Source organism: Microbacterium gilvum, assembly GCF_039543865.1.
GTDB lineage: Bacteria > Actinomycetota > Actinomycetes > Actinomycetales > Microbacteriaceae > Microbacterium > Microbacterium gilvum.
The window spans coordinates 550,932-575,820 of sequence record NZ_BAABKO010000001.1 but is presented as its reverse complement, the minus strand read 5'-3'; the positions used below and the strand labels follow the sequence as shown (position 1 = coordinate 575,820).

General features: G+C 73.7%; 26 protein-coding genes. 9 read left to right on the top strand and 17 right to left on the bottom strand.

Features of this window, described 5'->3' with window-relative positions:
* Positions 1-22: 22 nt before the first annotated feature.
* Positions 23-442 (top strand): hypothetical protein, encoded by a 420-nt coding sequence (locus tag ABD998_RS02955; protein WP_345435766.1) that lies wholly within the window; start codon positions 23-25, stop codon positions 440-442.
* A 43-nt stretch (positions 443-485) separates the two neighbouring features.
* Here ABD998_RS02955 and ABD998_RS02950 read toward each other — a convergent pair whose 3' ends face one another.
* Positions 486-833 carry a hypothetical protein gene (locus ABD998_RS02950; protein ID WP_345435764.1) on the bottom strand — a complete coding sequence of 116 codons (348 nt, stop codon included), beginning with the start codon at positions 831-833 and terminating at the stop codon, positions 486-488.
* A gap of 126 nt (positions 834-959) precedes the next feature.
* Here ABD998_RS02950 and ABD998_RS02945 point away from each other — a divergent pair, with 126 nt between their 5' ends.
* The 4 genes from ABD998_RS02945 to ABD998_RS02930 are packed head-to-tail and all read left to right on the top strand — an operon-like array spanning position 960 to position 5,195.
* Positions 960-3,266, top strand: a complete 2,307-nt coding sequence (locus ABD998_RS02945) for an FdhF/YdeP family oxidoreductase (RefSeq protein ID WP_345435762.1) — start codon at positions 960-962, stop codon at positions 3,264-3,266.
* Between the two features lie 4 nt (positions 3,267-3,270).
* A complete protein-coding gene (gene fdhD / locus ABD998_RS02940; RefSeq protein ID WP_345435760.1) occupies positions 3,271-4,137 on the top strand; it encodes a formate dehydrogenase accessory sulfurtransferase FdhD in 867 nt (288 codons plus the stop codon).
* A 9-nt stretch (positions 4,138-4,146) separates the two neighbouring features.
* Positions 4,147-4,791, top strand: a complete 645-nt coding sequence (locus ABD998_RS02935; protein ID WP_345435758.1) for an NAD(P)H-binding protein — start codon at positions 4,147-4,149, stop codon at positions 4,789-4,791.
* Complete coding sequence (locus ABD998_RS02930; protein WP_345435756.1) at positions 4,788-5,195, top strand: DUF2809 domain-containing protein; 408 nt, start codon at positions 4,788-4,790, stop codon at positions 5,193-5,195. Before ABD998_RS02935 ends, ABD998_RS02930 begins: the two co-directional genes overlap by 4 nt.
* On the opposite strand, the gene dgt is transcribed toward ABD998_RS02930, so the two are convergent.
* Genes dgt through ABD998_RS02910 form a run of 4 tightly spaced genes read right to left on the bottom strand, consistent with a single transcriptional unit; the run spans position 5,149 to position 8,964 of the window.
* The gene (dgt, locus tag ABD998_RS02925) at positions 5,149-6,684 is read right to left on the bottom strand and encodes a dGTP triphosphohydrolase (RefSeq protein WP_345435754.1); all 1,536 of its coding nucleotides are present in this window, start codon (positions 6,682-6,684) and stop codon (positions 5,149-5,151) included. The genes ABD998_RS02930 and dgt overlap by 47 nt on opposite strands.
* Positions 6,685-6,694: 10 nt before the next feature.
* The gene (locus ABD998_RS02920) at positions 6,695-7,348 is read right to left on the bottom strand and encodes a DnaJ family domain-containing protein (RefSeq protein ID WP_345435752.1); all 654 of its coding nucleotides are present in this window, start codon (positions 7,346-7,348) and stop codon (positions 6,695-6,697) included.
* A 31-nt stretch (positions 7,349-7,379) separates the two neighbouring features.
* On the bottom strand, positions 7,380-8,213 hold the full coding sequence (locus ABD998_RS02915; protein ID WP_345435750.1) for a hypothetical protein: 834 nt from the start codon (positions 8,211-8,213) through the stop codon (positions 7,380-7,382).
* Positions 8,214-8,259: 46 nt separating this feature from the next.
* Positions 8,260-8,964: an NUDIX hydrolase gene (locus ABD998_RS02910; protein WP_345435748.1), complete on the bottom strand. Its 705-nt coding sequence runs from the start codon at positions 8,962-8,964 to the stop codon at positions 8,260-8,262.
* 53 nt (positions 8,965-9,017) lie between these two features.
* On the opposite strand from ABD998_RS02910, the gene ABD998_RS02905 reads away from it, so the two are divergent.
* Together ABD998_RS02905 and ABD998_RS02900 are read left to right on the top strand one after the other, a co-directional pair.
* Positions 9,018-9,515, top strand: coding sequence for a MogA/MoaB family molybdenum cofactor biosynthesis protein (locus ABD998_RS02905; RefSeq protein WP_345435745.1), 498 nt, complete (start codon positions 9,018-9,020; stop codon positions 9,513-9,515).
* A complete protein-coding gene (locus tag ABD998_RS02900; RefSeq protein ID WP_345435743.1) occupies positions 9,512-9,943 on the top strand; it encodes a molybdenum cofactor biosynthesis protein MoaE in 432 nt (143 codons plus the stop codon). Before ABD998_RS02905 ends, ABD998_RS02900 begins: the two co-directional genes overlap by 4 nt.
* Before the next feature lie 2 nt (positions 9,944-9,945).
* Here the strand turns inward: ABD998_RS02900 and ABD998_RS02895 are convergent, their stop codons facing one another.
* Genes ABD998_RS02895 through ABD998_RS02880 form a run of 4 tightly spaced genes read right to left on the bottom strand, consistent with a single transcriptional unit; the run spans position 9,946 to position 13,008 of the window.
* Complete coding sequence (locus ABD998_RS02895) at positions 9,946-10,179, bottom strand: MoaD/ThiS family protein (RefSeq protein WP_345435741.1); 234 nt, start codon at positions 10,177-10,179, stop codon at positions 9,946-9,948.
* Positions 10,176-10,661, bottom strand: a complete 486-nt coding sequence (moaC, locus tag ABD998_RS02890; RefSeq protein ID WP_345435739.1) for a cyclic pyranopterin monophosphate synthase MoaC — start codon at positions 10,659-10,661, stop codon at positions 10,176-10,178. Before moaC ends, ABD998_RS02895 begins: the two co-directional genes overlap by 4 nt.
* Positions 10,658-11,878 carry a molybdopterin molybdotransferase MoeA gene (locus tag ABD998_RS02885; RefSeq protein WP_345435737.1) on the bottom strand — a complete coding sequence of 407 codons (1,221 nt, stop codon included), beginning with the start codon at positions 11,876-11,878 and terminating at the stop codon, positions 10,658-10,660. Before ABD998_RS02885 ends, moaC begins: the two co-directional genes overlap by 4 nt.
* Positions 11,875-13,008, bottom strand: coding sequence for a ThiF family adenylyltransferase (locus ABD998_RS02880; protein ID WP_345435735.1), 1,134 nt, complete (start codon positions 13,006-13,008; stop codon positions 11,875-11,877). Before ABD998_RS02880 ends, ABD998_RS02885 begins: the two co-directional genes overlap by 4 nt.
* Before the next feature lie 58 nt (positions 13,009-13,066).
* On the opposite strand from ABD998_RS02880, the gene moaA reads away from it, so the two are divergent.
* Complete coding sequence (moaA, locus tag ABD998_RS02875; protein ID WP_345435733.1) at positions 13,067-14,083, top strand: GTP 3',8-cyclase MoaA; 1,017 nt, start codon at positions 13,067-13,069, stop codon at positions 14,081-14,083.
* A 35-nt stretch (positions 14,084-14,118) separates the two neighbouring features.
* Here moaA and ABD998_RS02870 read toward each other — a convergent pair whose 3' ends face one another.
* The 4 genes from ABD998_RS02870 to ABD998_RS02855 all read right to left on the bottom strand — a co-directional run bounded on the left by ABD998_RS02870 (position 14,119) and on the right by ABD998_RS02855 (position 19,509).
* Complete coding sequence (locus tag ABD998_RS02870) at positions 14,119-15,765, bottom strand: ABC transporter ATP-binding protein (protein WP_345435731.1); 1,647 nt, start codon at positions 15,763-15,765, stop codon at positions 14,119-14,121.
* Complete coding sequence (locus ABD998_RS02865; protein WP_345435729.1) at positions 15,762-16,715, bottom strand: ABC transporter permease; 954 nt, start codon at positions 16,713-16,715, stop codon at positions 15,762-15,764. The genes ABD998_RS02870 and ABD998_RS02865 overlap by 4 nt, the downstream gene beginning before the upstream one ends.
* 1 nt (position 16,716) lies before the next feature.
* The gene (locus tag ABD998_RS02860) at positions 16,717-17,805 is read right to left on the bottom strand and encodes an ABC transporter permease (protein WP_345435727.1); all 1,089 of its coding nucleotides are present in this window, start codon (positions 17,803-17,805) and stop codon (positions 16,717-16,719) included.
* A gap of 63 nt (positions 17,806-17,868) precedes the next feature.
* Positions 17,869-19,509 (bottom strand): ABC transporter substrate-binding protein, encoded by a 1,641-nt coding sequence (locus ABD998_RS02855; RefSeq protein WP_345435725.1) that lies wholly within the window; start codon positions 19,507-19,509, stop codon positions 17,869-17,871.
* Between the two features lie 168 nt (positions 19,510-19,677).
* Here ABD998_RS02855 and ABD998_RS02850 point away from each other — a divergent pair, with 168 nt between their 5' ends.
* The gene (locus tag ABD998_RS02850; protein WP_345435723.1) at positions 19,678-20,928 is read left to right on the top strand and encodes a glycoside hydrolase family 3 N-terminal domain-containing protein; all 1,251 of its coding nucleotides are present in this window, start codon (positions 19,678-19,680) and stop codon (positions 20,926-20,928) included.
* A gap of 6 nt (positions 20,929-20,934) precedes the next feature.
* Here the strand turns inward: ABD998_RS02850 and ABD998_RS02845 are convergent, their stop codons facing one another.
* Genes ABD998_RS02845 through ABD998_RS02830 form a run of 4 tightly spaced genes read right to left on the bottom strand, consistent with a single transcriptional unit; the run spans position 20,935 to position 24,888 of the window.
* On the bottom strand, positions 20,935-21,825 hold the full coding sequence (locus ABD998_RS02845) for a 3-methyladenine DNA glycosylase (protein WP_345435721.1): 891 nt from the start codon (positions 21,823-21,825) through the stop codon (positions 20,935-20,937).
* Position 21,826: 1 nt separating this feature from the next.
* Positions 21,827-23,107, bottom strand: coding sequence for a M18 family aminopeptidase (locus tag ABD998_RS02840; RefSeq protein ID WP_345435719.1), 1,281 nt, complete (start codon positions 23,105-23,107; stop codon positions 21,827-21,829).
* 29 nt (positions 23,108-23,136) lie between these two features.
* On the bottom strand, positions 23,137-23,847 hold the full coding sequence (locus ABD998_RS02835) for an SOS response-associated peptidase (protein ID WP_345435717.1): 711 nt from the start codon (positions 23,845-23,847) through the stop codon (positions 23,137-23,139).
* Positions 23,848-23,856: 9 nt separating this feature from the next.
* Positions 23,857-24,888 (bottom strand): App1 family protein, encoded by a 1,032-nt coding sequence (locus ABD998_RS02830; protein WP_345435715.1) that lies wholly within the window; start codon positions 24,886-24,888, stop codon positions 23,857-23,859.
* Position 24,889: the final 1 nt, after the last annotated feature.

Sequence of the window (24,889 nt, the reverse complement as noted above, 5' to 3'; positions counted from 1 at the left end):
GAGATGGGAAGGCGAGTCGACGATGGACATGAAGACGATGATGAGCGGGATGATGGCCGAGGCCCCCGCCGACATGATGATGCCGATGGACCAGGCGCTCATGCAGGCGTGCATGGAGGCGTGCATGGCGTGCGAGCAGGCGTGCACGATGTGCGCCGACATGGACATGGGCGCCAACATGGCGATGTGCCGCAGCATGTGCATGAGCTGCGCGGACATGTGCCACGCGATGTCGCGCATGATGATGCGCCCCATGGGCATGCAGGCCGCGCCCATGATGGCGATGCTCCAGGCGATGAAGGCGATGGCCATGGCGTGCCACGCCGAGTGCATGGCGCACGCCGAGATGAGCGAGGCCATGCGCATGTGCGCTCAGGCGTGCATGGACTGCGCCGACGCGTGCGACGCGCTCATGGCGAGCATGCAGCCGTCGGCCATGTGACGGCCGGCCCGAGACCGCGGACCGAGACGGCGGCGGGCGCGACTCAGCGCGGGTCGCGCCCGTCCCGCACGTTCAGCCATCCGCCCGCGAGCGCCAGGACGTGGTAGCCCTCGTGCAGTGCCACGGGCTCGCCCGCGCGGACGAGACCGCCGAGGTGCTCGTGGTGCCAGACGCGCGTCAGCACGACCCCGTCGAGGCCGGCGAGATCGAGCCAGCCGTCGGCGTCCGCGTGACCCGCGATGGCGTCGACCCAGCGGCTGGGTGTCGCGGCGGCGAGTCGCCGCTGCAGGAGGTGCATGTCGTGACCCGCTCCCACCTCGGCGCACATCGCGCCGGCCTCGTGCAGGCACACCTCGGTGTGCGCGGCTGAGACGCGGGTTCGGCTGGTCACGGATGCTCTCCTGACATGCGGCGGTCGATGATCCGACAACGCTACGCGCGGCACACCGCGGAGGCATCCTCGCGCGTCACAGTGCGAAACCATCGCCCTCCGACGAAGGCCACGTAGCCTGGGGCCATGGCGACGAAGGCACCGCGCGACGACATCGACGAATCGGAGCTCCGCGTCGAGGAGCGCGCGACGGCCGCGGTGGGGATCCCCGCGGTCGTCCACGCCCTGCGCATCTCCGTCGACCAGATGGGAGCCGCGCGCACGGCGCGGACGCTCCTGCGCGTCAACCAGAAGGACGGGTTCGACTGCCCCGGCTGCGCATGGCCGGAGGAGGACCGCCGGCACGTCGCGGAGTTCTGCGAGAACGGTGCGAAGGCGGTCGCCGAGGAGGCGACGCTGCGCCGCGTCGGCCCGGGCTTCTTCGCCCGGCACTCCGTCGCGGAGCTCCGGTCGCACGACGACTACTGGCTCGGGCAGCAGGGCCGCCTCACGCACCCGATGGTGCTCGACGAGGGCGCCTCGCACTACCGCGAAGCGTCGTGGGACGAGTCTCTGGGCATCGTGGCGGACGCTCTCCGGGGGCTCGACGACCCCGACGAGGCGGTGTTCTACACATCGGGACGCACCTCGAACGAGGCGGCCTTCGCCTATCAGCTGCTCGTCCGGGGGCTCGGCACGAACAACCTCCCCGACTGCTCGAACATGTGCCACGAGTCGAGCGGCTCCGCGCTCACCGAGACGATCGGCATCGGCAAGGGCACCGTGTCGATCGACGACGTGCACGAGGCCGACCTCGTCGTCGTCGCGGGCCAGAACCCGGGCACCAACCACCCGCGCATGCTGTCGGCGCTCGAGAAGGCGAAGCAGCGCGGCGCCGTGATCGTCGCCGTCAACCCGCTCCCGGAGGCGGGCCTCCTGCGCTTCCGCAACCCGCAGACGGTGCGCGGCGCGCTGCTCGGCGGCACGCCCATCGCCGACGACTTCCTGCAGATCCGGCTCGGCGGCGACCAGGCGCTCTTCCAGGGCATCGGCAAGCACCTGCTCGAGGTCGAGGAGGCAGAAGGCGGCGTCGTCGACCGCGCGTTCGTCGACGCGCACACCGCGGGCTTCGCGGCATACCGCGACGCGCTCGCCGCCACGGGATGGCCGCAGCTCGAGGCCGCGACGGGCCTCACGGAGTCGCGCATCCGCGAGACGGCCGAGCGCTTCCGCTCGGCGCGGAGCGCGATCGTGTGCTGGGCGATGGGGCTGACGCAGCACAAGCACTCGGTCGCGACGCTGCGCGACGTCGTGAACGTGCTGCTCCTGCAGGGCAACATCGGCCGCGCGGGGGCGGGGGTCTGCCCCGTCCGCGGTCACTCGAACGTGCAGGGCGACCGCACGATGGGCATCTTCGAGCGCCCGTCGGAATCGTTCCTCGCCGCGCTCGACGAGGAGTTCTCGTTCACGGCGCCGCGTGCGCACGGCTACGACGTCGTCGCGGCCATCCGTGCGATGCGCCGCGGCGCCGTGCGGACGTTCTTCGCGATGGGAGGGAACTTCGTGTCCGCGACGCCGGACACCGCCGTCGTGGAGGCCGCGATGGCGTCGGTCGACCTCACCGTGCACGTCTCGACGAAGCTCAACCGCTCGCACGTCGTGCACGGGCGCCGTGCCGTCATCCTGCCCACCCTCGGCCGCACCGACCGGGATCGGAGCGGGAAGGGAGACCAGCGCGTCACGGTCGAGGACTCGATGGGAGCAGTGCACGCATCTCGCGGACGCCTCGCCCCTCCCGACGCCGGCCTCCTCAGCGAGGTCGCGATCGTGGCGCGGATCGCCGAACGCGTGTTCGCCGGGCGGGCGGGGGCTCCCCGCGCGGACTGGAGCGCGTTCGCGGAGGACTACGGGCGGGTGCGCGCGCACATCTCCCGCGTCGTGCCAGGCTTCGACGCCGACGAGCGGCTCCTCGAGAAGGGACGGACGTTCTTCCTCCCGAACGGCCCGCGCGACGCCCGGCGCTTCGACACCGCGACGGGACGGGCGATGTTCACCGTCAACGCTCTCGAGTATCCGCGCATCCCCGCCGGCCGGCTGCTGCTGCAGACGCTGCGGTCCCACGACCAGTACAACACGACGATCTACGGCAAGGACGACCGCTATCGCGGCATCCACGACGGTCGTCGCGTGGTGCTCGTCCACGCGGACGACATCCGCGCTCTCGGGTTCGCCGAGGACGACATCGTCGACCTCGTGTCGGAGTGGGAGGGGCCGGGCGGCCTCGAGGAGCGGACGGCGCCGGCGTTCCGGATCGTCGCCTACGACACGCCGCGCGGGAACGCGGCCGCGTACTATCCGGAGACCAACGTGCTCGTCCCCCTCGACTCCGTCGCGGACACGAGCGGGACGCCGACGTCGAAGGCCGTCGTCGTGCGCCTGCGGCGACGGGACTGACCCCGTGGGCAGGATCACGGCGCGGCGACCGGTCGTGCGCATCCGCATGGACGGGCCCGACGGCCCCGCCTCGTCGCGGAGACCCGATGCCCTCGCCGTCGAGGAGCCCCTCGAGATCCGGATCGGTGGAGCGGCCCTCACGGTCACGATGCGCACGCCGGGCCACGACGTCGAGCTCGCGACCGGGTTCCTCGTCTCCGAGGGCGTCGTGCGCCGTGCGGACGACGTGCGCGCGGCCATCCACTGCGGCGGCCCGGGGACGGGCGGCGAGGAGAACACGTACAACGTCCTCGACCTCTCCCTGGCCCACGCCGTCGACGTCGCCCCGCTCGTGCGGGCGTTCCCGACGACGAGCGCATGCGGGGTCTGCGGAACGGCGTCGATCGCCCAGGTGCAGGCGCGGGCTCCGTTCGACGTCGCCGCCGACCCCGTGCGCATCCCCGCCGCGCTCCTCGCCGGCATCCCCGACCGCCTCCGCGCGCGTCAGGACGTCTTCGCGCAGACCGGCGGACTGCACGCGGCCGCGCTCGTGGAGGTCGGGACCGGCGACATCGTCGTCGTGCGCGAGGACGTCGGGCGCCACAACGCCGTCGACAAGGTCGTGGGATGGGCGGCGGCGCGCGGGCTGCTGCCGCTGGCGGGCCATGTCCTCGCGGTCTCGGGACGCGCGAGCTTCGAGCTCGTCCAGAAGGCCGCGATGGCCGGGATCCCCGCGCTCGCGGCGGTCTCGGCGCCCTCGTCGCTCGCCGTCGAGCTCGCCGCCGACAGGGGGATCACCCTGGTCGGCTTCCTCCGCGGGGCGACCATGAACGCGTACGCGGGAGCGGAGCGGATCGTGGTCTCCGGCCCTGCCGCCGCCGGGCCCGCCTAGGCTGACGGCATGTCCCGCATCCTCATCGTCGGCGGCCACGGCAAGGTCGCCCTGCTCCTCGCCCCTCTCCTCGCCGCACGAGGCGACGAGGTGACGTCGGTCATCCGCGATCCCGCCCAGGCGGCGGACGTCGACGCGTCAGGGGCGGTGCCGCTCGTGCTCGACGTCGAGCACGCGGACGTCGACGCCCTCGCCGAGGCCCTCCGCGGACAGGACGCCGTCGTGTGGTCGGCGGGAGCGGGCGGCGGCGATGCGCGCCGCACGACGGCCGTCGACCGCGATGCGGCCATCCGCACGATGGACGCGGCGGCGCGGGCCGGCGTGGACCGGTACGTCATGGTGTCGTATCTCGGGGCCGGCCCCGACCACGGCGTGCCGGCGGACAGCTCCTTCCACGCCTACGCGGAGGCGAAGAGCGCCGCCGACGCCCACCTGCGCGAGACCGGGCTCGCGTGCACGATCCTGCAGCCGGGCCCGCTCACGCTCGAGGCGCCGACCGGACTCATCGAGACGGCGGACCCGGGCGAGGGGCGCGTGTCGCGCGCCGACGTCGCCGCCGTCGCGGCGGCCGTGCTCGCCGACCCCCGCACCTCCCGCCGCACGATCGCCTTCGGCAGCGGGTCCACGCCCATCGCGGACGCGCTGGCCCGATGAGGCGGGCCGCCCTCGCCGGCGCGGCCGTCGCCGTCGTCGTCGCGGGGCTCGCCGTGCACCGCCTCGCCCCCGAAGGCGTCGTGGCGGATGCCGCGGGCGACGTGCTCTACGCCGTGCTCGCCTACCTGCTCGCGGCGCTCGCCGCCCCGCGCGCACGGGCCGTGGTGGTCGCGGCGGTCGCGTTCGCGTGGTGCGCCGCCGTCGAGCTGCTCCAGTTCACCCCGCTGCCGGCACTTGCGGCCAGGGCGTTCCCGCCCTCCGTGCTCGTGCTCGGCACGACGTTCGTCGCGACCGATCTGCTCTGGTACGCCGCGGGTGCCGCGGCCGCGGCGGTCGCTGACCGGGTCGCGCGCGTGCTCAGAGGCCCTGGCCGGCATCCCACAGGCGCTCCGGCGAGCCGTTGATGAGCGCGTCGATGTGCATGGCCTGCGCGTCGGTGAGCGACGCGACGTAGTCCACGATGCCGCGGCCCGTCGCCCGACGCCGCAGCTCGGGTCCGCCCTCGGCGTCGAGCAGCTCGGGGCTCTCACGGCGCAGGCGCGCGTAGTCCTCGGCGGCGAGATCGACGAGGTCGAGCAGCCGGCGCGGCGCCCTCCGCACGTCGTGCGGGTCGTCGAGCCAGGCCGCGAACCCGTCGACGAGGCGCTCGAGCACGTTCGCCTGCCCGCGTTGGTACACCGCGAGGTCGGGGCGCTCGAGGATGAACCGCTGGTGCAGGAACTTCAGCACCGCCACCTCGTGCCAGGCGCGGCGGTCGAGGCTCACGTGCCCCGAGCGCAGCGACGGCTCGGCGTCGACCGACACGGAGTGCTGCAGGCGCGCGATCCAGGCGGCGGTGAACTGCGACAGCGTGCGCTCGGTCGCCATCGACCCGTCGAAGGGGACGGCGAGCAGACCGTCGATGACCTCGTCGTTGACGCGGCCGACGGCCTCCGCGAACGCGTCCTCGTCGGCGATCCACGGGTCCTTCGCCGCGAGGCGCCGCCAGAGCAGCTCGAGGGATCGGCCGGGAGCGCGGGACGAGAGCGAGAGGTCGCCGCGCGCCGCGGCGTGGAGTACGAGCCGGTCGCGACGCCAGGCTCGGAACTCGGCCGAGATCGTGGACTGGTTGAGCAGCCCGGCGCGGTAGAAGTCGTCGAGGTCGTGCAGCGAGTACGCGATGTCGTCGGCGATGTCCATCACCGAGCACTCGACCGTCTGCTGCAGAGGCGCGATCGCCGGGTACGCGGCGCGCGCGTCGGCCATCTCCCGCGCATCGAGGGCGAAGGCCGAGAACTTGTAGGCGCCCTGGCCGATCGTCGCCGGCGTGATTCCGCGCGGCGCGACGTCGCGGTCGAACCACGCGTCGCCCTCCGCGCGCAGCCACGGGTACTTCAGCACGGCCGCGCGCACGGCCGCGGTCAGGTTGAGTCCGGAGCCTGCCCTGTCGTACTCGTCGAGGCGCGTCAGGATGCGGAACGTCTGCGCATTGCCCTCGAACCCGTCGCGGAGGCCGAAGCGGTCCTTCGCGAGCCGGTCGAGCGTCTGCTCGCCGAGGTGGCCGAACGGCGGATGGCCGAGGTCGTGGGCGGCGGCGGCCGCCTGGACGACGACGGGGTCGCATCCGCCGAGTTCCGCGACGACGCGCCCCCTGTCGCCCTCGTCGTTCGCGAGCTGCACGGCGACGCCGCGGGCGACGGCCGCGACCTTGACCGAGTGCGTGAGCCGGTTGTGCACGGCGAGCCCGGCACCGGTCTGCGCGATGACCTGCGTCACGGCGGACAGCCGCGAGTAGTACGGCGAGAAGCGGATGCGCTCGACGTCGACGCGGTACTCGGGATTGCGCTCGCGGCGCTGGTGCTCGTCGAGCGCCTCGGGGACGCGTCGGGCGATGCGGGGGTCGTGCGGGCTCATCGTCCCGATGCTACGGGAGCGGCGGCGTCCGCCGCGCGCGGCCGAACAGCCGGCGGGGTCGGGGCGCCGTCTCGGCGGAGGGGCGTCCGCGCGCCGCGTCGCGGGCGGCTCTCCGCGCCGCCCATGCGGCGATCTCGGCGTCGACGTCGGCCGTGGGGGTCACGACGGGCGGCCCGCCGAGGAGCTGCAGCCGGGCATCGCGCACGCGCCGGTTGAAGTCCTCCAGATGCGAGCGCACGTCGTCCTCGCGGGCGAGCGCGTCGAGCGTGCCGGCGAGCGCCGCGTGCTCGACGCGGAGCTGCAGTGCGGGCGGGCCGAGCCCCGTGAGCCCCTCCCGCTCGATCTTCCGACGGATCCACCAGTCGGGGTCGTGCGACGTGCCGAGTCCCGGGATGGGCTTGCCCGCTCCCGGCAGGTCGTCGAACTCGCCGCGGCGGATGGCGGCGCGGATCACCTGCTCGACGTACGCCGCCCGGTCGCTCGCGGTGTACGAGCCGGCGTCTCCCGTCGGATCCGCCGCGCGCGGCTCGTCCCGTGCCGCATCTGCCCCCGTCGACGCGGCCGCCATCGCCTCGGCCGCGTCGCGCACGTCCGCGCGGATGCGGTCGATCCGGTACTGCGCGGCGGCCACCCGCGGATCGTCGTCTTCTCGTCGTGCGCCCATCCGGGACCTCCCCTTCCAGGCTAGGCGGGCCTCAGCCGACGAGCTCCGCCCGCAGGCGCGCCAGATGCCCTGCCGTGAGATCGTCCTCGGCGACGGCGTCCGTGGGGCGTTCGCGGAGCACGGGGAACGGCACGTCGGGCACCTCGCCCGACGGCCGCACGTCGAGGTGCACGACGTCGTCGCCGTGCGCCGCGAGCCACGACGCCATGTCGTAGTCGCTGGGGGAGTCGCCCGCCGTGAACCAGCGCGTGGGCGGGGCCATCCGCTCGGCGACGAGCGCGAGAGCGCGCGCGGCGCCGAGCGCCTTGCCCGCCGTGACGTGCTCGATGTCGACGGAGATGATCGTGGGGACGATGTGGAAGGAGTCGGCGAGACCGAGGGTGCGGATGAGGGCGGCGCAGTCGTCGACGAAGGCCGGCTGGGCGGCGAGGTAGTCCGCGCTCGCGACGTCGACGTTCTGCTCGACGGAGATCATCGTCTCCTTCGTGTCGTCCCAGAACATCAGGTGCGAGAGGCCGCCGGCGAGCTCGCGCACGCCGTCGACGAGGTCCTGCGGCGGGCGGAGCGCGAGGTCGGCCGACACAGGGCCGGCGTGGGGCGGCTCGCCCTCCAGCGCGAACCACGTGGCGCCCTTCTCGCCGACGCCCCAGACGGGCGCGTCCGCGTGCAGTCCGGCCGCGGCGAGCTCGGGAAGCACGCGTTCCACGAGGAACGCGGCCGATCGGCCCGTGTTGAACACGACGGGGCAGCCGCCGTGCGCGATCGCGACGAGGTCGGCGGCGATGGAGGGCAGTCGCAGCGTGCGGGTCACGGTGCTCGCGAGCGGGCCGTCGACGTCGAGGAGGAGTCCGAGAGGGGCAGTCACCCCTCCATCCTCGCGGATCGCGGCGCCCGCCCGTCGCATCGGCTCCTCACGCCGGCACGTCGATCGTCCGGGATCGATCCCAGGGCTCCGCCCATCCCACGGCGTCGAACACGGCGTCGAGGACCCCGGCCGTGAACCCCCAGACGACGCGCTCGGCGCCCGAGGCCGGATCGGCCAGCACGAAGGCCGGCCCACGCCATTCGGCACCGCCCCGACGGGTGACGGAGGTGCGCCGGTGCGCCGGGTCGAGGAGGTCGGCGACGGGCGCGCGGAAGACGGCGGCCGACTCCGCCGCGTCGACGGCGCGCACCGGGGTCGGGCGCCGCCACCAGGCGAGGACGGGGGTGACCAGGTGGCCCGAGACGGGAACGGGGATCTCGCGCAGCGTGCCGAGCACATCGACACCCGACGGCTCGAGGCCCGTCTCCTCACGGGCCTCGCGCAGGGCCGCAGCGACCGTGTCGGCGTCGCGCGGCTCCACTCGTCCGCCGGGGAAGGCGATCTGGCCCGCGTGCGCACGAAGGGTCGTCGCACGGGCCAGCAGGAGCACGTCGAGCTCGGAGGAGACGGCCGTCCCCGCCCGGTCGGCTGGCAGGTCGTCGAGGACGCCGAACAGCACGAGCACCCCGGCGGCCCTGGTCGCGCCGGCCATCATGGCGGGGCGCTCCGCGGCCCAGGGGCCGAGGAAGCCGTCGTCGTGCGCGAGGGCCTCCAACTGGGCGCGGGCGGTGCCCGGTGTCGCGGAGGCCATCCTCCGAGCGTAACGCGGGCGTCGCCGCCGAGCGCCGGCCGTAGGCTCTCGGTGTGAGCAGCGAGATCCCCGCGGCGCCGCGCGCCGCCGTCATCACCGTGAGCGACCGTGCCGCGGCGGGCGTCCGCGACGACGCGTCCGGCCCGGTCGCTGTCGCGGCCCTCCGGAGGGCGGGATGGCCGTGCGACGATGCGAGGATCGTGCCCGACGGCGAGGACTCCGTCGCATCGGCGCTCCGCGACGCCGTCGGTTCGGGTGCACGGCTCGTCATCACCTCGGGCGGCACCGGCGTCGGCCCGCGGGACCGCACGCCCGAGGGCACGCGGCGCGTGATCGAGCGGGAGGTCCCCGGCATCGCGGAGGAGCTGCGGCGCGTCGGCGCCGTCGCAACGCCAGCCGGCGTGCTGTCGCGAGGCGTCGCGGGGGTGACGGCCGAGGCGCTCGTCGTGAACCTCCCGGGCTCCCCGAAGGCCGTCGACGAGGGGATGCCCGTCGTGCTCGCGGTCGCGCGGCACGTCGTCGACCAGCTCGTGGGCGGAGATCACGCGTGACGGCGCGGGTCGCGCTCGCGCGCATCTCGGACACGGGGATCGCGCTCGACGAGCACCTGGCGCTCGTCGACGACGCCGCGGCGGGTGCGGAGACGAGCTTCGTGGGACGCGTGCGCGATCACGACCCCGATGCCGCGGGCGCCGTCGTCGCCCTCGAGTACTCCGCGCATCCCGACGCGGAGCGGACGCTGCACGACCTCGCCGCGCGCGCCGCGTCCGCGCACGATGCCGTCGTCGCCGTGAGCCACCGGATCGGCCGGCTCGCGGTGGGGGACGCGGCCGTGGTCATCGCCGTGTCGTCGGCTCACCGCGACGGCGCGTTCGCGGCATGCCGTCAGATCATCGAGGACATCAAGCGCGAGCTGCCCGTCTGGAAGCGCCAGGTCGAAGCCGACGGCACGACGGCGTGGAAGGGCCTGGGAGGCTGACCTCAGCCGCCAGCGAAGGGCGGCAGCACGTCGACGAAGGCGACTCCCGCCAAGGGCGCGTCGTCGTCGCGTCGCGCCCCGTCGAGCAGCAGCGCGCAGCGCGGCAGGATCGACCCGAGCGCGGGGTGCGCGGCGACGAGAGCCGAGCGCAGCGCGTCGAGCGTCGGCTCGTCGCGGGGCTCCTCGGCGCGGCCGGCCGCCTCCTCCGCCGCGGCGAAGTACCTCACGGTGATCACGTCTCGTCCTCGCGGGTCCACGAGCCGGATCGCCCGCCCTCCTTGGCGACGATGCGCGCGTCGGCGATGACGGCGGAGCGGTCGACGCCCTTGATCATGTCCACGACGGCGAGGGCCGCGACCGTCACGGCCGTGAGCGCCTCCATCTCGACGCCCGTGCGGTCGGCCGTGCGGATGGTCGCCTCGATGTCGACGCCGCCCTCGACGACGGCGAGATCGACGGTCGCGCCGTGCACGCCGATGACGTGGGCGAGCGGCAGCAGCTCCGCGCAGCGCTTGGCGGCCTGGATTCCGGCGATGCGCGCGACCGCGAGCACGTCGCCCTTCGGGACGGCGCCGTCGCGGAGCGCGGCGACCGTGGCGGGGGCGCAGCGCACGGATGCGCGCGCCGTCGCCGCGCGCACGGTGGGCTGCTTCGCCGTGACGTCGACCATGCGCGCATGCCCTGCGCCGTCGAGGTGGGTGAAGGCGGGGGAGGTCATGACACCAGCATGACATCGACAGGGTCGCCGGCCGCGACGGCGTCGACCTCCGCGGGCACCACCGCGAACGCCTCCGCCCTCGCGAGCCCTCCCGCGAGGTGCGAGCCGGAGCCGCCGGCCGTCGCGGGCCGCACGGACCAGGCGCCCGGATCGCGCCGGTCGACCACGGACGGGAGGTACTGCGTGCGACCTGGCGGGGTGCGCCATCCGCTCGCCGCCGGCAGCCGCAGGACCGGGCGGAAGAGCGCGGTGCGCCCCTGGAGTGCGAGGAGGGCGGGGCGGACGAACGCCTCGAACGACACCGCCACGCTGACGGGATTGCCCGGCAGCCCGAAGACGAGCGGGCCGTCATCGAGGCGTCCGAACGCCTGCGGCTTGCCCGGCTGCATCGCGACGCCGACGAACTCGATGCGCCCGGCGAGCGCCTGCTTGACGGGCTCGTAGGCGCCCGCGCTCACGCCGCCCGAGGTCAGGACGACGTCGACGTCCTCCGCCTCGGCGAGCACGCGCAGGAGCGCGGCGGGGTCGTCGTCGACGGGGGAGACGCGCGCGGGTACGGCACCCGCCTCGCGGACGAGCCCGGCGAGCAGGACGGAGTTGGACTCGGGGATCCGCCCTCGCGAGAGCGCGTCGCCGGGAGCGACCAGCTCGGAGCCGGTCGAGACGATGAGGACGCGCGGCCGCGGTCGCACGAGGACGTCGCCGCCGTGGCCCGTGGCCGCGGCGGCGGAGAGGGCGAACGCCGTCAGCGGCGAACCGGCGGGGAGCACCTCGTCGCCCGCGCGCACGTCCTCGCCGCGCCGGCGGATGTGCGCTCCTGCGGCGCGCGGCGGGCGCAGCACCTCGATGCCCCCGAGGGAGTCGCGCAGCCCGCCCGCCGTGTCCTCGAACGGCACGACGACGTCGGCGGATGTCGGAACGGGCGCGCCCGTCATGATGCGCGCCGCCTCGCCGGGGGCGAGGACGGGGTCGGCGCCGCTCCCGGCCGGCACGTCGGCGACGACGCGCAGCGGGACGGGCGCCGCGGCGACGTCGTCGAACCGCACGGCGAAGCCGTCCATGGCGGAGTTGTCGAACGCGGGCACGTCGACGAGCGCGCGCAGGGGCTCCGCGAGCGTGAGGCCCTCCGCGGCGGCGAGCGCGACGCGCTCCGGTACGAGCGGGCGCACGGCGCCGAGAACGACGTCCAGGTGCGCGTCGACGGTGCGCAGGCTCATCCGCGCGTCTCCGTCGACCACCCGGCGAACCCGCCTGCCAGCACGACGGGATGCGCGAACGGCGCGAGAGCGTCGGCCGCGCGGCGTGCGCGGACGCCCGCCTGGCAGACCACGACGACGTCGCCGCCTCCGACCGCGCGCGCCGCGCCTGCGGGATCCGCGAGGACGCGGCCGAGGGGGATGTGCACGGCGCCAGGCAGCGTGCCGCTCGCGAGCTCCTCCTCCTCGCGCACATCGAGCACGGCGGGAGGACGGGCGGCGGCGAGCGCGGTGCGCGCCTGCGCCGCCGTCAGCTCGCCGACCGTCGAGGCGGGCGGAGGCGACGGTACGGCGGTCGGAGCCGCGTCTCTCGGAGGCGCGCCCGCCTGCCCGCGCAGGGGCACCTCGCGGTGGCGTGCCGTGAGGGCGTCGACGAGGAGCACGCGCCCCAGCAGCGGCTCCCCGATGCCGGCGATGAGGGCGACGGCCTGCGTCGCCATGAGGGCGCCGATCTGGAGGCAGAGGGTGCCGAGCACCCCGACCTGGGCGCAGCTGGGCGGATCGCCGACCCGGTCAGGAGGGAAGAGGTCGGCGAGCACGACGGGCTCCGACCCCGCGGGCGGGCGCGACCAGAACACGGTGACCTGTGCGGCCGTCTCCTGCACCGTGCCCCATACCAGCGGGATGCCCGCCGCCTCGGTCGCATCGGCGACCGCCATCCGCGTCTCGAACAGGTCCGAGCCGTCGAGCACGACGTCGGCGTGCGCGAGCAGCGTCGCGGCGTTGTGCGCGTCGAGACGACTCCGCACCGGGACGACGCGCACGGCCGGTGCGAGCGCGGCGGCCGCGCGCACGGCGCTGTCGACCTTCGGCTCCCCGACGTCGCCGACGCCGTGCAGGATCTGGCGCTGCAGGTTCGACAGCTCGACGACGTCGTCGTCGATCACGGTGAGCGTGCCCACGCCGGCTGCGGCGAGCGCGAGCACGGCGGGGGAGCCGAGCCCGCCCGCGCCGACGACGGCGACGTGCGCGGCGGCGAGGCGCCGCTGTCCCTCGTCTCCCACTGCGGCGAGCGCACGGTGGCGTGCCGTGCGGACCGCCTCGCCGGGATCGAGCGCGGGCATGGGCGAGACGAGGGGCGGGAACGGCATGACCCCAGGGTAGGGCCGCGCGGATCCCGCACGGTCGTCTGCGGCCTACGCTGGACGCATGCGCACCGCACCCGCCCTCGTCGACACGCACGGGCGCGTCCACCGCGATCTGCGCATCTCCCTCACCGACCGCTGCTCGCTGCGCTGCACGTACTGCATGCCCGAGCAGGGCAACGAGTGGCTCGCGCGCACGAGCATCCTCTCCCTCGACGAGGTCGAGAGGGTCGCCGCTGTCGCGGCGGCGGCGGGCGTCACGACGTTCCGCCTCACGGGCGGCGAGCCGCTGCTGCGGTCGGACATCGTGGAGGTCGTGGCGCGTCTCGCGCGCCTGCGGGGCCCGGACGGCCCGGTGCAGGTCGCCATGACGACGAACGGCATCCGTCTGCCCGAGTTCCTGCCGGCGCTCGTCGATGCGGGGCTGCATCGACTCAACATCTCGATCGACACGCTCGACCGGGAGCGCTTCCGCTCGCTCACGCGGCGCGACCGTCTCGACGACGTGCTCGCGGGCATCGCGGCAGCCGCCGCGTCGCCTCTCACCCCGCTCAAGCTCAACGCCGTCGCCATGCGCGACGTCAACGAGGACGAGCTCGTCGACCTCGTGGCGTTCGCGGTCGGCCACGGCGCGCAGATGCGGTTCATCGAGCAGATGCCGCTCGACGCCGGGCACACCTGGTCGCGCGAGCGGATGGTGACGCGCGAGGAGATCCTCGAGCGCCTGTCGTCGCGGTGGCGGCTCGCGCCCGTGCCGGGACGGGGCGGTGCGCCGGCGGAGACCTGGACCCTCGACGGGGGCCCGCACACGGTCGGCGTCATCGCGTCGGTGACGGCGCCGTTCTGCGGCGCGTGCGACCGTCTCCGTCTCACGGCCGACGGCCAGCTGCGCAACTGCCTCTTCTCCACCACGGAGTTCGATCTGCTGCCGATCCTGCGTGCCGGGCACGAGGAGCACGTCGAGCGCGAGGCGCTCGACGCCATGCTCCGCGGCTGCATCATCCGCAAGCTGCCGGGGCATGCGATCGACGATCCCTCGTTCCTGCAGCCCGCACGGGGGATGAACGCCATCGGCGGGTGACGCGCCCGGTCCTCGCGGACCGGACGCGTCGGGCGTCAGCCGCGCGTCTCGCGCTCCCAGAGGGCGCGGCGCTCCGCCTGCAGCACGGGGTCGGGAACCGGCAGCGACGCGATGAGGCGGCGCGTGTACGGATCCTGCGGATCGCCGAGGACCTGCGCCGTCGGACCCTGCTCCGCGATGCGCCCCCTGTGGAGCACGACGACGCGGTGAGCCAGCAGATCGACGACCGCGAGGTCGTGCGTGATGAACAGCGCGGCGAATCCGAACCGCTCCTGCAGCTCCGTGAAGAGCTCCAGGACACGCGCCTGAACCGAGACGTCGAGGGCGCTCGTCGGCTCGTCCGCGATCACGAGCTTCGGCTCGAGCACGAGGGCGCGAGCGAGGCTCGCCCTCTGCCGCTGGCCGCCCGACAGCTCATGCGGGAACCGCCGCGCGAACTCCCGAGGAAGGTGCACGGCCTCGAGCAGGTCGCCGACGCGGTCGTCGGCCTCGGCGGCGGAGACGCCGTGCACGAGCAGCGGCTCCGCGACGCACGCGCCGATCGTGAGGAGCGGGTTGAAGCTCGAGGCCGGATCCTGGAAGACGAACCCGATGTCGCGCCGACGCGGCCGGAAGTCCCGCTCGCGGATGCCGTTCAGCTCCGCCCCGAGCACGCGGAGAGACCCGCCCGTGACGGGCGCGAGCCCGGCCATCGCCCGCCCGATCGTCGTCTTGCCCGATCCCGACTCGCCGACGAGGCCCACGACCTCACCCGGTCGGATGTCGAAGGTGACGCCGTCCACGGCACGGAACCCGCCGCGTGAGAAGCGGCCGGCGTACTCGATCTCGAGGCCCTCCGCGCGCACGACGGGCTCCGCGCCGCCTTCCCCCTCGTAGCGGCGGTCGGGGAGGGCGAGCCGCGGGACGGCCGCGAGCAGGCTCCGGGTGTACGGGTGCCCCGGCGCGGCGAACAGCTCGGTCGCCGGTGCCGTCTCCACGATGTCGCCGCGGTACATGACGGCGACGCGGTCGGCGAGATCGGCGACCACGCCCATGTTGTGCGTGATGAGCACGATCGCCGTGCCGAACTCGTCCCTCGCGCGGCGCAGCAGGTCGAGGATCTCCGCCTGCACCGTCACGTCGAGCGCCGTGGTCGGCTCGTCCGCGACGAGCACGCGTGCCCCCAGGACGAGCGCCTGCGCGATGACGATGCGCTGCTTCTGGCCCCCGGAGAACTGGTGCGGATAGTCGTCGACACGACGCTCGGGATCGGGGATGCCGACCTTGCGCAGGATGTCGACGGCGCGCCGCCTCGCCTCCCTGGCCGGCAGGCGCTCGTGCGCGCGGATGCCCTCCGCGATCTGCCATCCGACCGTGAAGACGGGGTTGAGCGCCGTCATCGGCTCCTGGAAGATCATGGCCGCCTCGGGGCCGCGGAGGGCCCGCAGCCGCTCCGCCGAGGCCGTGACGACATCGGTCCCCGACAGGATGACGGCGCCGTCGACGCGCGCCGTCTCCGGGAGGAGGCCCAGCACGGCGCGCGCCGTGACGGTCTTGCCGCTGCCCGACTCGCCCACCACGGCGAGCACCTCGCCGGCGCGGACGTCGAGGTCGACGGCGTGGACGGCGTGCACGTCGCCGCCGTCGGTGGCGAACGTGACGTCGAGGCCGCGGATGTCCACGGCGATGTCGTGCGCGGTCATGCCGTCGCCTCCTGCGCCCTGGCGGGCCGTCTGCGGGGTGCGCGCCGCGTGCGCAGGCGCGGATCGGCGAGGTCGTTGAGGCTCTCGCCGACGAGGGTGATGCCGAGGACGACGAGCACGATGGCGACGCCGGGGAAGATCGACGTCCACCAGATGCCGCTCGTGACGTCCTCGATCGACCGGTTGAGGTCGTAGCCCCACTCCGCTGCGGCGGTCGGCTGGATGCCGAAGCCGAGGAAGCCGAGGCCCGCGAGCGTGAGGATCGCCTCCGATGCGTTGAGCGTGAAGATGAGTGGGAGGGTGCGGGTCGCGTTGCGCAGCACGTGGCGGATCATGATGCGCCACGTGGACGCGCCGACCACCTTCGCCGACTCCACGAACGCCTCCGACTTGATCCGCACGGTCTCCGCGCGGACGACGCGGAAGTACTGCGGGATGAAGACCACCGTGATGGAGATCGCGGCCGCCATGACGCCGCCCACGAGGCTCGACTGCCCTCCCGAGATGACGATCGCGGCGACGATCGCGAGGAGGAGCGAGGGGAACGCGTAGATCGCATCGCACACGACGACGAGGACGCGGTCGAGCCATCCGCCGAGGTACCCCGACACGACGCCGAGGAGCACGCCGACGACGATCGACATCGCGACGGACACGACGATCGCGACGAGGGCCGTCTGGCTGCCCCAGATGACGCGCGAGAGCACGTCGAACCCGCCGGCCGTCGTGCCGAGCAGGTGCTCCGGGCTCGGCGCCCGGCGCGCGCCGAACGTGCCGTCGTCGTCCGCGAGCTGCGCGAACCCGTACGGTGCGAGGACGGGCGCGAGGACGGCGGCGAGGACGAAGACCGCGCAGATGACGAGGCCCACGGCGAGCATGCCGCGCTGCAGGCCGACCGCCTGCCGGTACGAGCGGACGATCGGGAGCCGGGAGAGCAGGGAGCCCGCCATGTCAGTACCTCACCCTCGGATCGATGAACGCCGCGATGATGTCGACGACGAAGTTCGACACCGCCACGATGACGGCGAGCAGGGCGACGATGCCCTGCACCGCCACGAAGTCGCGGGCCTTGAGGAACTCGGACAGCTGGAACCCGAGGCCCGTCCACTCGAAGGTCGTCTCGGTGAGGACCGCGCCGCCGAGCAGCATCGCGATCTGCAGTCCGATCACGGTGATGATCGGGATGAGGGCGGGGCGGTACGCGTGCGTCGCGACGAGGCGCGTCTCCCGGATTCCGCGCGAGCGCGCCGCGTCGATGTACGGCATCGACAGCGTGCCGATGACGTTCGTGCGGACGAGACGCAGGAAGACGCCGGCCGTGAGCAGCCCGAGAGCGAGGCCGGGGAGCACGGCGTGCGAGAGGACATCCGCGATGTAGGCGGGGTTGCCCGTGCGGATGGCGTCGATCGTGTAGACGCCGGTCGCCCCGTCGATCCGGTTCAGCGCGATCTCCACGCGCGGCGACGCGCGGCCCGAGGTGGGGAGCACGCCGAGCCACACCGAGAAGACGAGCTTGAGCACGATGCCGGCGAAGAAGACGGGCGTCGCGTAGCAGAGGATGGCGAAGACGCGCAGCACGGCGTCGCCCCAGCGGTCGCGCACGGCCGCGGCGATCATCCCGAGCGGGATGCCGACGGCGAAGGCGACGAGGAGCGCGTAGACCGCGAGCTCGAGCGTGGCTCCCCCGTAGCGGAGCAGGACGTCGACGACGCGCTGGTTGTCGAGGGTCGTGCCGAAGTCGCCGACGGCGATCCGGCCGAGGTACTCGAGGTACTGCACGGCGAGCGGCCGGTCGTAGCCCGCTGCCTCGATGCGCTCTGCCAGCTGCGTTGGCGTGAGCTGGCCGCCGAGCGCCGCCGTGATCGGATCGCCCGTCGCGCGCATGAGCACGAAGACGGTCGTCACGAGGATGAGCACGGTCGGGAAGATGAGCAGGAAGCGGATGAGCACGTAACGCCAGAGCGTGCTGCCGCCGCGAGCGCGTCGCACGAGCGACGCGGTCGGCGCCGGCGGGTCGACGAGGGCGGTATCTGCGGTCACAGGAGGGTCTCCATCACGGTGGAGGGGCGGCCAGGAGATCGTCCGGGCCGCCCCTCCGCGAGGTCAGCGCGTCAGGGGTGCGAAGCGCAGCTTGAACGAGGCGTCGAGGACGACGCCCTGGATGTCGGAGGCGCTGACGAGCGTCTGCGCGCCCTGGAGATAGGGCACCGTCGAGAGGTCCTCGGCGACGAGCGCCTGGATCTGCTCGATGAGCGCGGTGCGCTCGGCGGCATCGGGCGTCACGGCCTGCTGGAGGATGAGGTCGTTGACCTCCGCGTTCTCGTAGTGGTTCACGAGGAAGTTCTCCGTGAGGAAGAACGGCGTGAGGTAGTTGTCGGCGTCGGAGTAGTCGGGGAACCATCCGAGCTGGTACGCCGGGTACACGTCGGCGACGCGGTCCTCGGAGTACTGCGTCCACTCCGTGGAGTTGAGGGTTACGTCGAAGAGGCCGTCGGCTTCCAGCTGCTGCTCGATGAGCGCGTACTCGTCGCCCGAGTTCGGGCCGTAGTGGTCGGGGCTGTACTGGAGGCTGAGCGCGACGGGCGTCTCGACGCCGGCGGCCTCGAGGTACTCGGCGGCCGCGGCCGCGTCGGGTGCGCCCGCCCCGTCGCCGTACAGGTCCTTGAGGACCTCCGTGGCGCCGGCGAAGCCCTCGGGGACGTAGGAGTACAGCGGTGTGTAGGTGCCGTTGTACACCTGCTCGCTCAGCTCGTCGCGGTCGATGAGCGACGCGACCGCCTGCCGCACCGCGAGCGCCTTCGCCTCGTCCGGCTCCTCGGTCGCCGCCCCGTACGGCTGCGTGTCGAAGTTGAACACGATGTAGCGGATCTCGCCGCCCGGGCCCTCGTGCACCGTCAGCGCGTCGTCGCCGGAGAGGTCGGACACGTCGGCGGGGGAGAGGCTGCGGTATGCCACGTCGACGTCGCCCTGCTGCACGGCGAGCTTGAGGTTCGACGACTCGGCGTAGTAGTTCAGGATGATGCCGTCGTTGGCGGGAGCCTCGACGAGGCCCTGGTACGCGTCGTTCGGCGTGAACTCGATGATCTCGTTGAACTGGTACTCCGTGATGGCGTACGGACCGGCGAAGGCGTTCGCCGCGACGATGTCGTCGTCGGGTGTCAGCGCGTCCGCCGCGAACGACTCCTCGTCGACGATCGCACCCGGGAAGCTCGTCAGGATGAACGGGAACACCTGGTCGTTCTCGGTGGCGAGGTGGAACACGACGGTCAGGTCGTCGGGTGCCTCGACCGACTCGAGGTTGTAGAGCAGCGAGGAGGCGCCGTTGGGGTCGGCGATCGCGACCTGGCGGTCGAAGGAGAACTTCACGTCGCTCGAGGTGAGCTCGTTGCCGTTGGCGAAGGTGAGGCCCTCGGGCAGGGTGACGGTGTACTCGGTCGGGGAGGTGAACTCCGCGGACTCGGCGAGGTCCGGGACGACCTCCGTGCTGTTCGGAGCGGTGTTCACGAGGTACGGGAACACCTGCGTCTGCACGGCGAGGGATCCGTTGTCGTAGGAGCCGGCCGGGTCGAGCGTCGTGACCTTGTCGGTCGTGCCGACGAGGATGAAGGCGTCGTCTCCGCCGCCGCCTCCGCCGCTCGAGCCGCCGTCTCCCGCCGCGCAGCCGGAGAGCGCGAGAACGAACGCGGCGGGCGCCGCGAGCGCGATCCAGGCGCGGCGTCGTGCGCCGCTGTGGACAGTCGTCATGGTGCTTCCTCTTTCTCGATGTGCGAGAGAACGGGTGCGCCGAGCAGTCGTCGGCGCTGACCCGAGAATCCTCGCACAGGGATCTCACAGCCCCGGCACCCGGAACGCGACGCGGCGCGCTCTTCACAAGACGGAAACATCACCGGGCGCCCGCCTAGCATGGGAAGCATGGGGAGCACGCGGCGGACGAGGGGCGGGCGCCTGATCCTGAGGGGTGCGGCCGTCGCCGTCGTGGGCGCCTCGGCGCTGCTCGCGTCGCCCGCCGTCGCCGCAACCGACGCGCCGACTCCCACTCCGACGCCGAGCGCCGCCGCGACGGCCGGCCCGGGAGCGACGGCGCCGGCCGAGCCGACGGTGCGCGTGCAGGCGGCGGAGGCCGACGCCTACGCGGAGCGCGCGGCGGCGATCGTCGCGGCGATGACCCCCGCGCAGCGCGCGGGCACGGTCGTCATGGGCCATATCGCCTCGCGCGACGCCGAGACGGTGCGCGCGTACCTCGCCGACGCGTCGCTCGGAGGGTTCCTGCTCATGGGCGCGAACGTCGGATGGGAGGAGCAGGTGCGCGAGCTGACCGACGCCATGGTCGTCGATCCCGCGCTGCCTCCCCTCATCGCGGTCGACCAGGAGGGCGGGTCGGTGTCGCGCCTCTACTGGGATCGCGCCGACGCCGCGTCGGCGCTGCGCGACGAGTCGCCCGGCGCCACGGAGGAGGCGTTCGCCGTGCGCGGCGCACTCGTCGCGCGCGCAGGAATCGGCGTGAACTTCGGCGTCGTCGCCGACGTCACGAGCGACACCCGCTCGTTCATCTGGCGACGCGTGCTGGGCGAGACGCCGAGCGACGCGACCTCGCGCGTCGCCGCGGCCGTGACGGCGGAGGAGCCGTACGTGCTGTCGGCGCTCAAGCACTTCCCCGGCCACGGCGCCGTCGTCGAGGACTCGCATTACACCATCCCGCAGACCGGGCTGACGCTCACGCAGTGGGAGTCGCGCGACGCCCGCCCGTTCGCGGCCGGCGTGTCGGCGGGAGCGCCCCTGGTCATGACCGGCCATCTCGCGTACACGGCCGTCGATCCGCTGCCCGCATCGCTCTCGCCGCAGTGGTACCGCATCCTCCGCGAGGACCTCGGCTTCCAGGGCGTCGCGGTGACCGACGACCTCGGCATGCTCGTGCAGAGCCGCGACCCGGCCTACCAGGACCCGGTGGCGAACGCCGTGGCCGCGATCTCCGCCGGCGCCGACCTCGTGCTGACGGTCGCGAGCTCGTCGTCGACGACGGCGCCCGACATGGCCGCGGGCATCGCCGCGGCCGTCGAGGCCGGCACCCTCGACGAGGCCCGACTCGTCGAGGCGGCGGAGCGCGTCGTGGCGCTGCGCCTGCAGCTGGCCGGCGACGGCCGCTCGTTCCTCCCCGCGGAGTGACCCGTCTCAGCGGTCGCTCTCGCCCTGCCATGCGGTGAGGATGGCGCGGCGCAGGGCGTCGCCGCGCTCGGCGAACACCCGCTGGCGGCGTACGTACTCGGCCTTGCCTTCCGGCGTCTCGATCGCGACGGGGTCGAAGCCGTGGTCCCGCAGGTCGTACGGCGAGGCCTGCATGTCGAGCAGTCGGATGTCGCGGGCCAGCTCGAACGCGTCGAGCAGCAGCTCGCCGGGGACGAGCGGGCCGAGCTTGATCGCCCACTTGTAGACGTCCATGCCCGCGTGCAGGCAGCCGGGCTGCTCGTGCGCGACCTGCTCGTCGCGCGACAGCGCCCGGCGATTGCGCGGCACGGCGTCGGGCGTGAAGAACCGGAAGGCGTCGAAGTGCGTGCAGCGCAGCTCGTGCGCCTCGACCACGGCGTCGGTGCCCTCCTGGCCGAGACGCAGGGGCTGCGGATGGCGGTGCGTGCCCTGCCGGTACACCATCGCCCACTCGTGAAGGCCGAAGCAGCCGAACTGCGCAGGGCGCGACGCCGTGCGTCGCAGGATGGCGTCGATGAGCCCGTGCAGGTGCGGGCGCGCGCCCTCGAGACCCTCCGTGTCGACCACGGCCGATCCGGGCTCGTCGCCGGCGCGGTAGCCGCGCCATCCCGTCCGTTCGCCGGCGTCCGCGAGAGCGACGCCGGCACCGGGGTGCCAGCGCCGCAGCACGGAAGGCTTGTACGAGTAGTACGTGAAGAGGAAGTCCCAGACCGGGTGCTTCTCTCCCCGTGCGGCCCTCGCACGGTGCTCCGCCGTGAGCGTGTCCGCGCGCGCGATGTGGCGTGCTTCGCGCTCGCGCCAGACGTCTGGCGCGAGCACGGCCGGAGCGAACCCGGTCGGCGCGGACACCTCGGCCATGTCAGCGGGCGAGCACGGCGCCCATGGCGCGCGAGAGGTACCAGGGGTCGACGACCGCCGCGAGCTCGCGCGCCGAGTGCATCGAGAGGATGGGCGCGCCGACGTCGACCGTGCGGATGCCGAGCCGGGTCGCGGCGATCGGCCCGATGGTCGAGCCGCACGGGATGGCGTTGTTCGAGACGAACTCCTGCGTCGGCACGCCGGCCGCCGCGCAGGCGGCGTTCCACGCCGCGGCACCGTGCGCGTCTGTCGCATACCGCTGGTTCGCGTTGATCTTGAGGATGGGTCCGCCGCCGGCGACGGGGTGGTTGGCGGGATCGTGCCGCTCCGGGTAGTTCGGGTGCACGGCGTGGCCCACGTCGCTGGAGACGTGCAGCGACCCGGCGAAGGCCCGCGCGCGCTCCTCCGGCCCGGCTCCGAGCGCCGTCGCGATGCGCACGAGCACCTCCTCGTGGAAGGGACCCGCCGCGCCCGAACGCGAGGCGCTGCCGATCTCCTCGTGATCGAAGGCCGCGAACATCGCGATCGCGCCCGACGGCCGCGCCGAGAGGATGGCCGTGAGCCCGGCGTGCGTGGAGAGCAGGTTGTCGAGTCGGCCCGACGCGAACAGCGCGCCGCCCGCCCCGAACACGCGCGGCGCCTGGGTGTCGGCCACGACGAGGTCGTACCCCCCGATCGACGCGGGCGCGATCCCCGCCGCCGCGGCGAGCTCGCCGAGGACATCTGCGTCGTCGAGCTCGCCGAGGCCCCACACGGGCTGCGTGTGGCGCTGCTTGTCGAGGGCGAGCCCGTCGTTGACGGAGCGGTCGAGGTGCACGGCGAGCTGCGGGATCCGCAGCAGCGGGCCCGTCCGGACGAGGTGCTCTGCGCCGTCGAGCGCGACGAGCCGTCCGGCGAGCTCCAGCTCGCGGTCGAGCCACGAGTTGAGGAGCGGCCCGCCGTACACCTCGACGCCGAGCTGGCGCCATCCGCCGGGGCCCGACGTCGTCGGCTTCGGCTTGAGCTTGAATCCCGGGGAGTCGGTGTGCGCTCCCACGATCGCGAACGGGGTGAGGGGACCGGCGCCCTCGGGCAGTGCGAACGCGATGACCGACCCGTCGCGCACGACGACGTAGCGGCCGCCGCCGTCGAGCGTCCACGCGTCCGCCTCGGCGAGGCGCGCGAACCCGGCCGCCGCGAGCCGGCTGGCCGCCTCCTCCGCTGCGTGGTACGACGACGGCGACGCGGAGACGAAGGCGGCGAGGTCGTCGATGTGGGCGCGGGCGGCGGAGGGGACGGTCATCCCTTCAGCCTAACGACGTGCCCTCGGCGTCAGCCGACCGGCTCGATGAGCTCCGGTCCGTCGTTGCGCACGTTGCCGACCGCGGGCGACACGCGGTGATGAACGAGGCGCTCGGCGACGCGCGGCGCGTCGTCGAGCGCGGCGTCGAGGATGTCGAGGGGGTAGTCCACGTCGGTGTCGAGCCACGCGTCGGCGTGGTCCTCGTCGAGGAAGACGGGCATCCGGTCGTGCACCGAGCCGAGCGCGCCGACGGCCGCGCGTGTGAGGACGGTGAAGCTGAGCATCCAGCGCGCGGGGTCGTCCTGCGGCTTGGAGGGGTCCTTCCACCACTCGTACAGACCGGCGAGGAAGAGGGCGTCGCCGTCCTCCGGATGGATGAAGAGGGGGACCTTGCCGTCGGGGCCGACGTGCCACTCGTAGTACCCGGTCACGGGCACGACCGCGCGACGCTTCTGGAGCGCGGGCGCGAACATCCGCTTCTCCTCGAGCTCCTCGGCGCGGGCGTTGAACGCGCGCGACCCGATCGACGGGTCCTTCGCCCACGACGGGACGAGCCCCCAGCGTGCGGGCTCGAGGCGGCGGGTGGGCGGGTCGGTCTTCGCGGAGTCGAGCACGATCGCCGCGCGGTCCGTCGGCGCCACGTTGAAGGACGGAGCCGGGAGGTCGTCGGAGACGAGGTCGACCCTCAGCTGGCCGACGAGCTCGGAACCGACCTGGGCCACCACGAAACGTCCGCACACGCTGGCAGGCTACGCCTTCAGCAGGCCGACGGCCTCGAGCCGCTCGGCGAGCCCTGCGCCGTCGTCGCCCGTCACCCACGGCACGCCGGCGGCGCTGTGGTCGTCGACGGCGGTCCGTCCGCCCGCCAGCACGGCCTCGGCGGGGGACAGCCGGCGGATGGCGACGGCTGCGACCGAAGAGGGGAACTCGCGCGTGAAGGACGTGTAGATCTCGTCGTCGTGCTGGCCGTCGTCTCCGATGAGGAGCCACTCGATGTGCGGGAACTCCTCGGCGAGACGACGCAGGTTGTCGCGCTTGTGATCGCTCCCGCTGCGGAACCAGCGGTCGTGCGTCGGCCCCCAGTCGGTGAGCAGCATGGCGCCGGCGGGGAACAGATGACGGGAGAGGAAGCGCGTGAGGGTCGGCGCGACGTTCCAGGCGCCCGTGGAGAGGTAGAGCATGGGCGCCCCGGGGTTCTCGCGGACGAGCCGCTCGAGCAGCACCGCCATGCCCGGCACGGGCTGACGGGCGTGCGTGTGCACGACGAAGGAGTTCCAGGCGGCGAGCAGCGGACGGGGGAGCGCGGTGACCATCACGGTGTCGTCCACGTCGGAGACGACTCCGAAGCGCACATCGGGATCGACGACGAAGACTCGACCCTCGGACGGGTCGCCGCCTTCGACCGACATCCGGTACGTCTGCCATCCCGGGGCGAGACCGGCGGGGATGACGGCGTCGACGACGCCGCCGCGGTCCGCCGCGACCTCGTGGGTGGCGTCGCCCACCGTGATCGTCACGGAGGCGTAGGCGACGGGGATCCCCGCGAACGATCGCCATCCGCGCACGCTCGCGACGCGGCCGTCTCGCTCGCCCTTCGCGGCCGGCACGATGAGCACGCGCCCGAGCACGCGGATCCACCCCTCGCCGCCGTAGCCCGCGAACGGCACGGCCGTCGGCGTGCGCCCCTTGCGGCGCGCGACGCGCTCGCGCCAGGCGTGGAAGCGGCGCTCGAGGCGAGCGACCCAGTGGATCTTTCCCGGGGCTGGCGTCGTGGAGGGCATC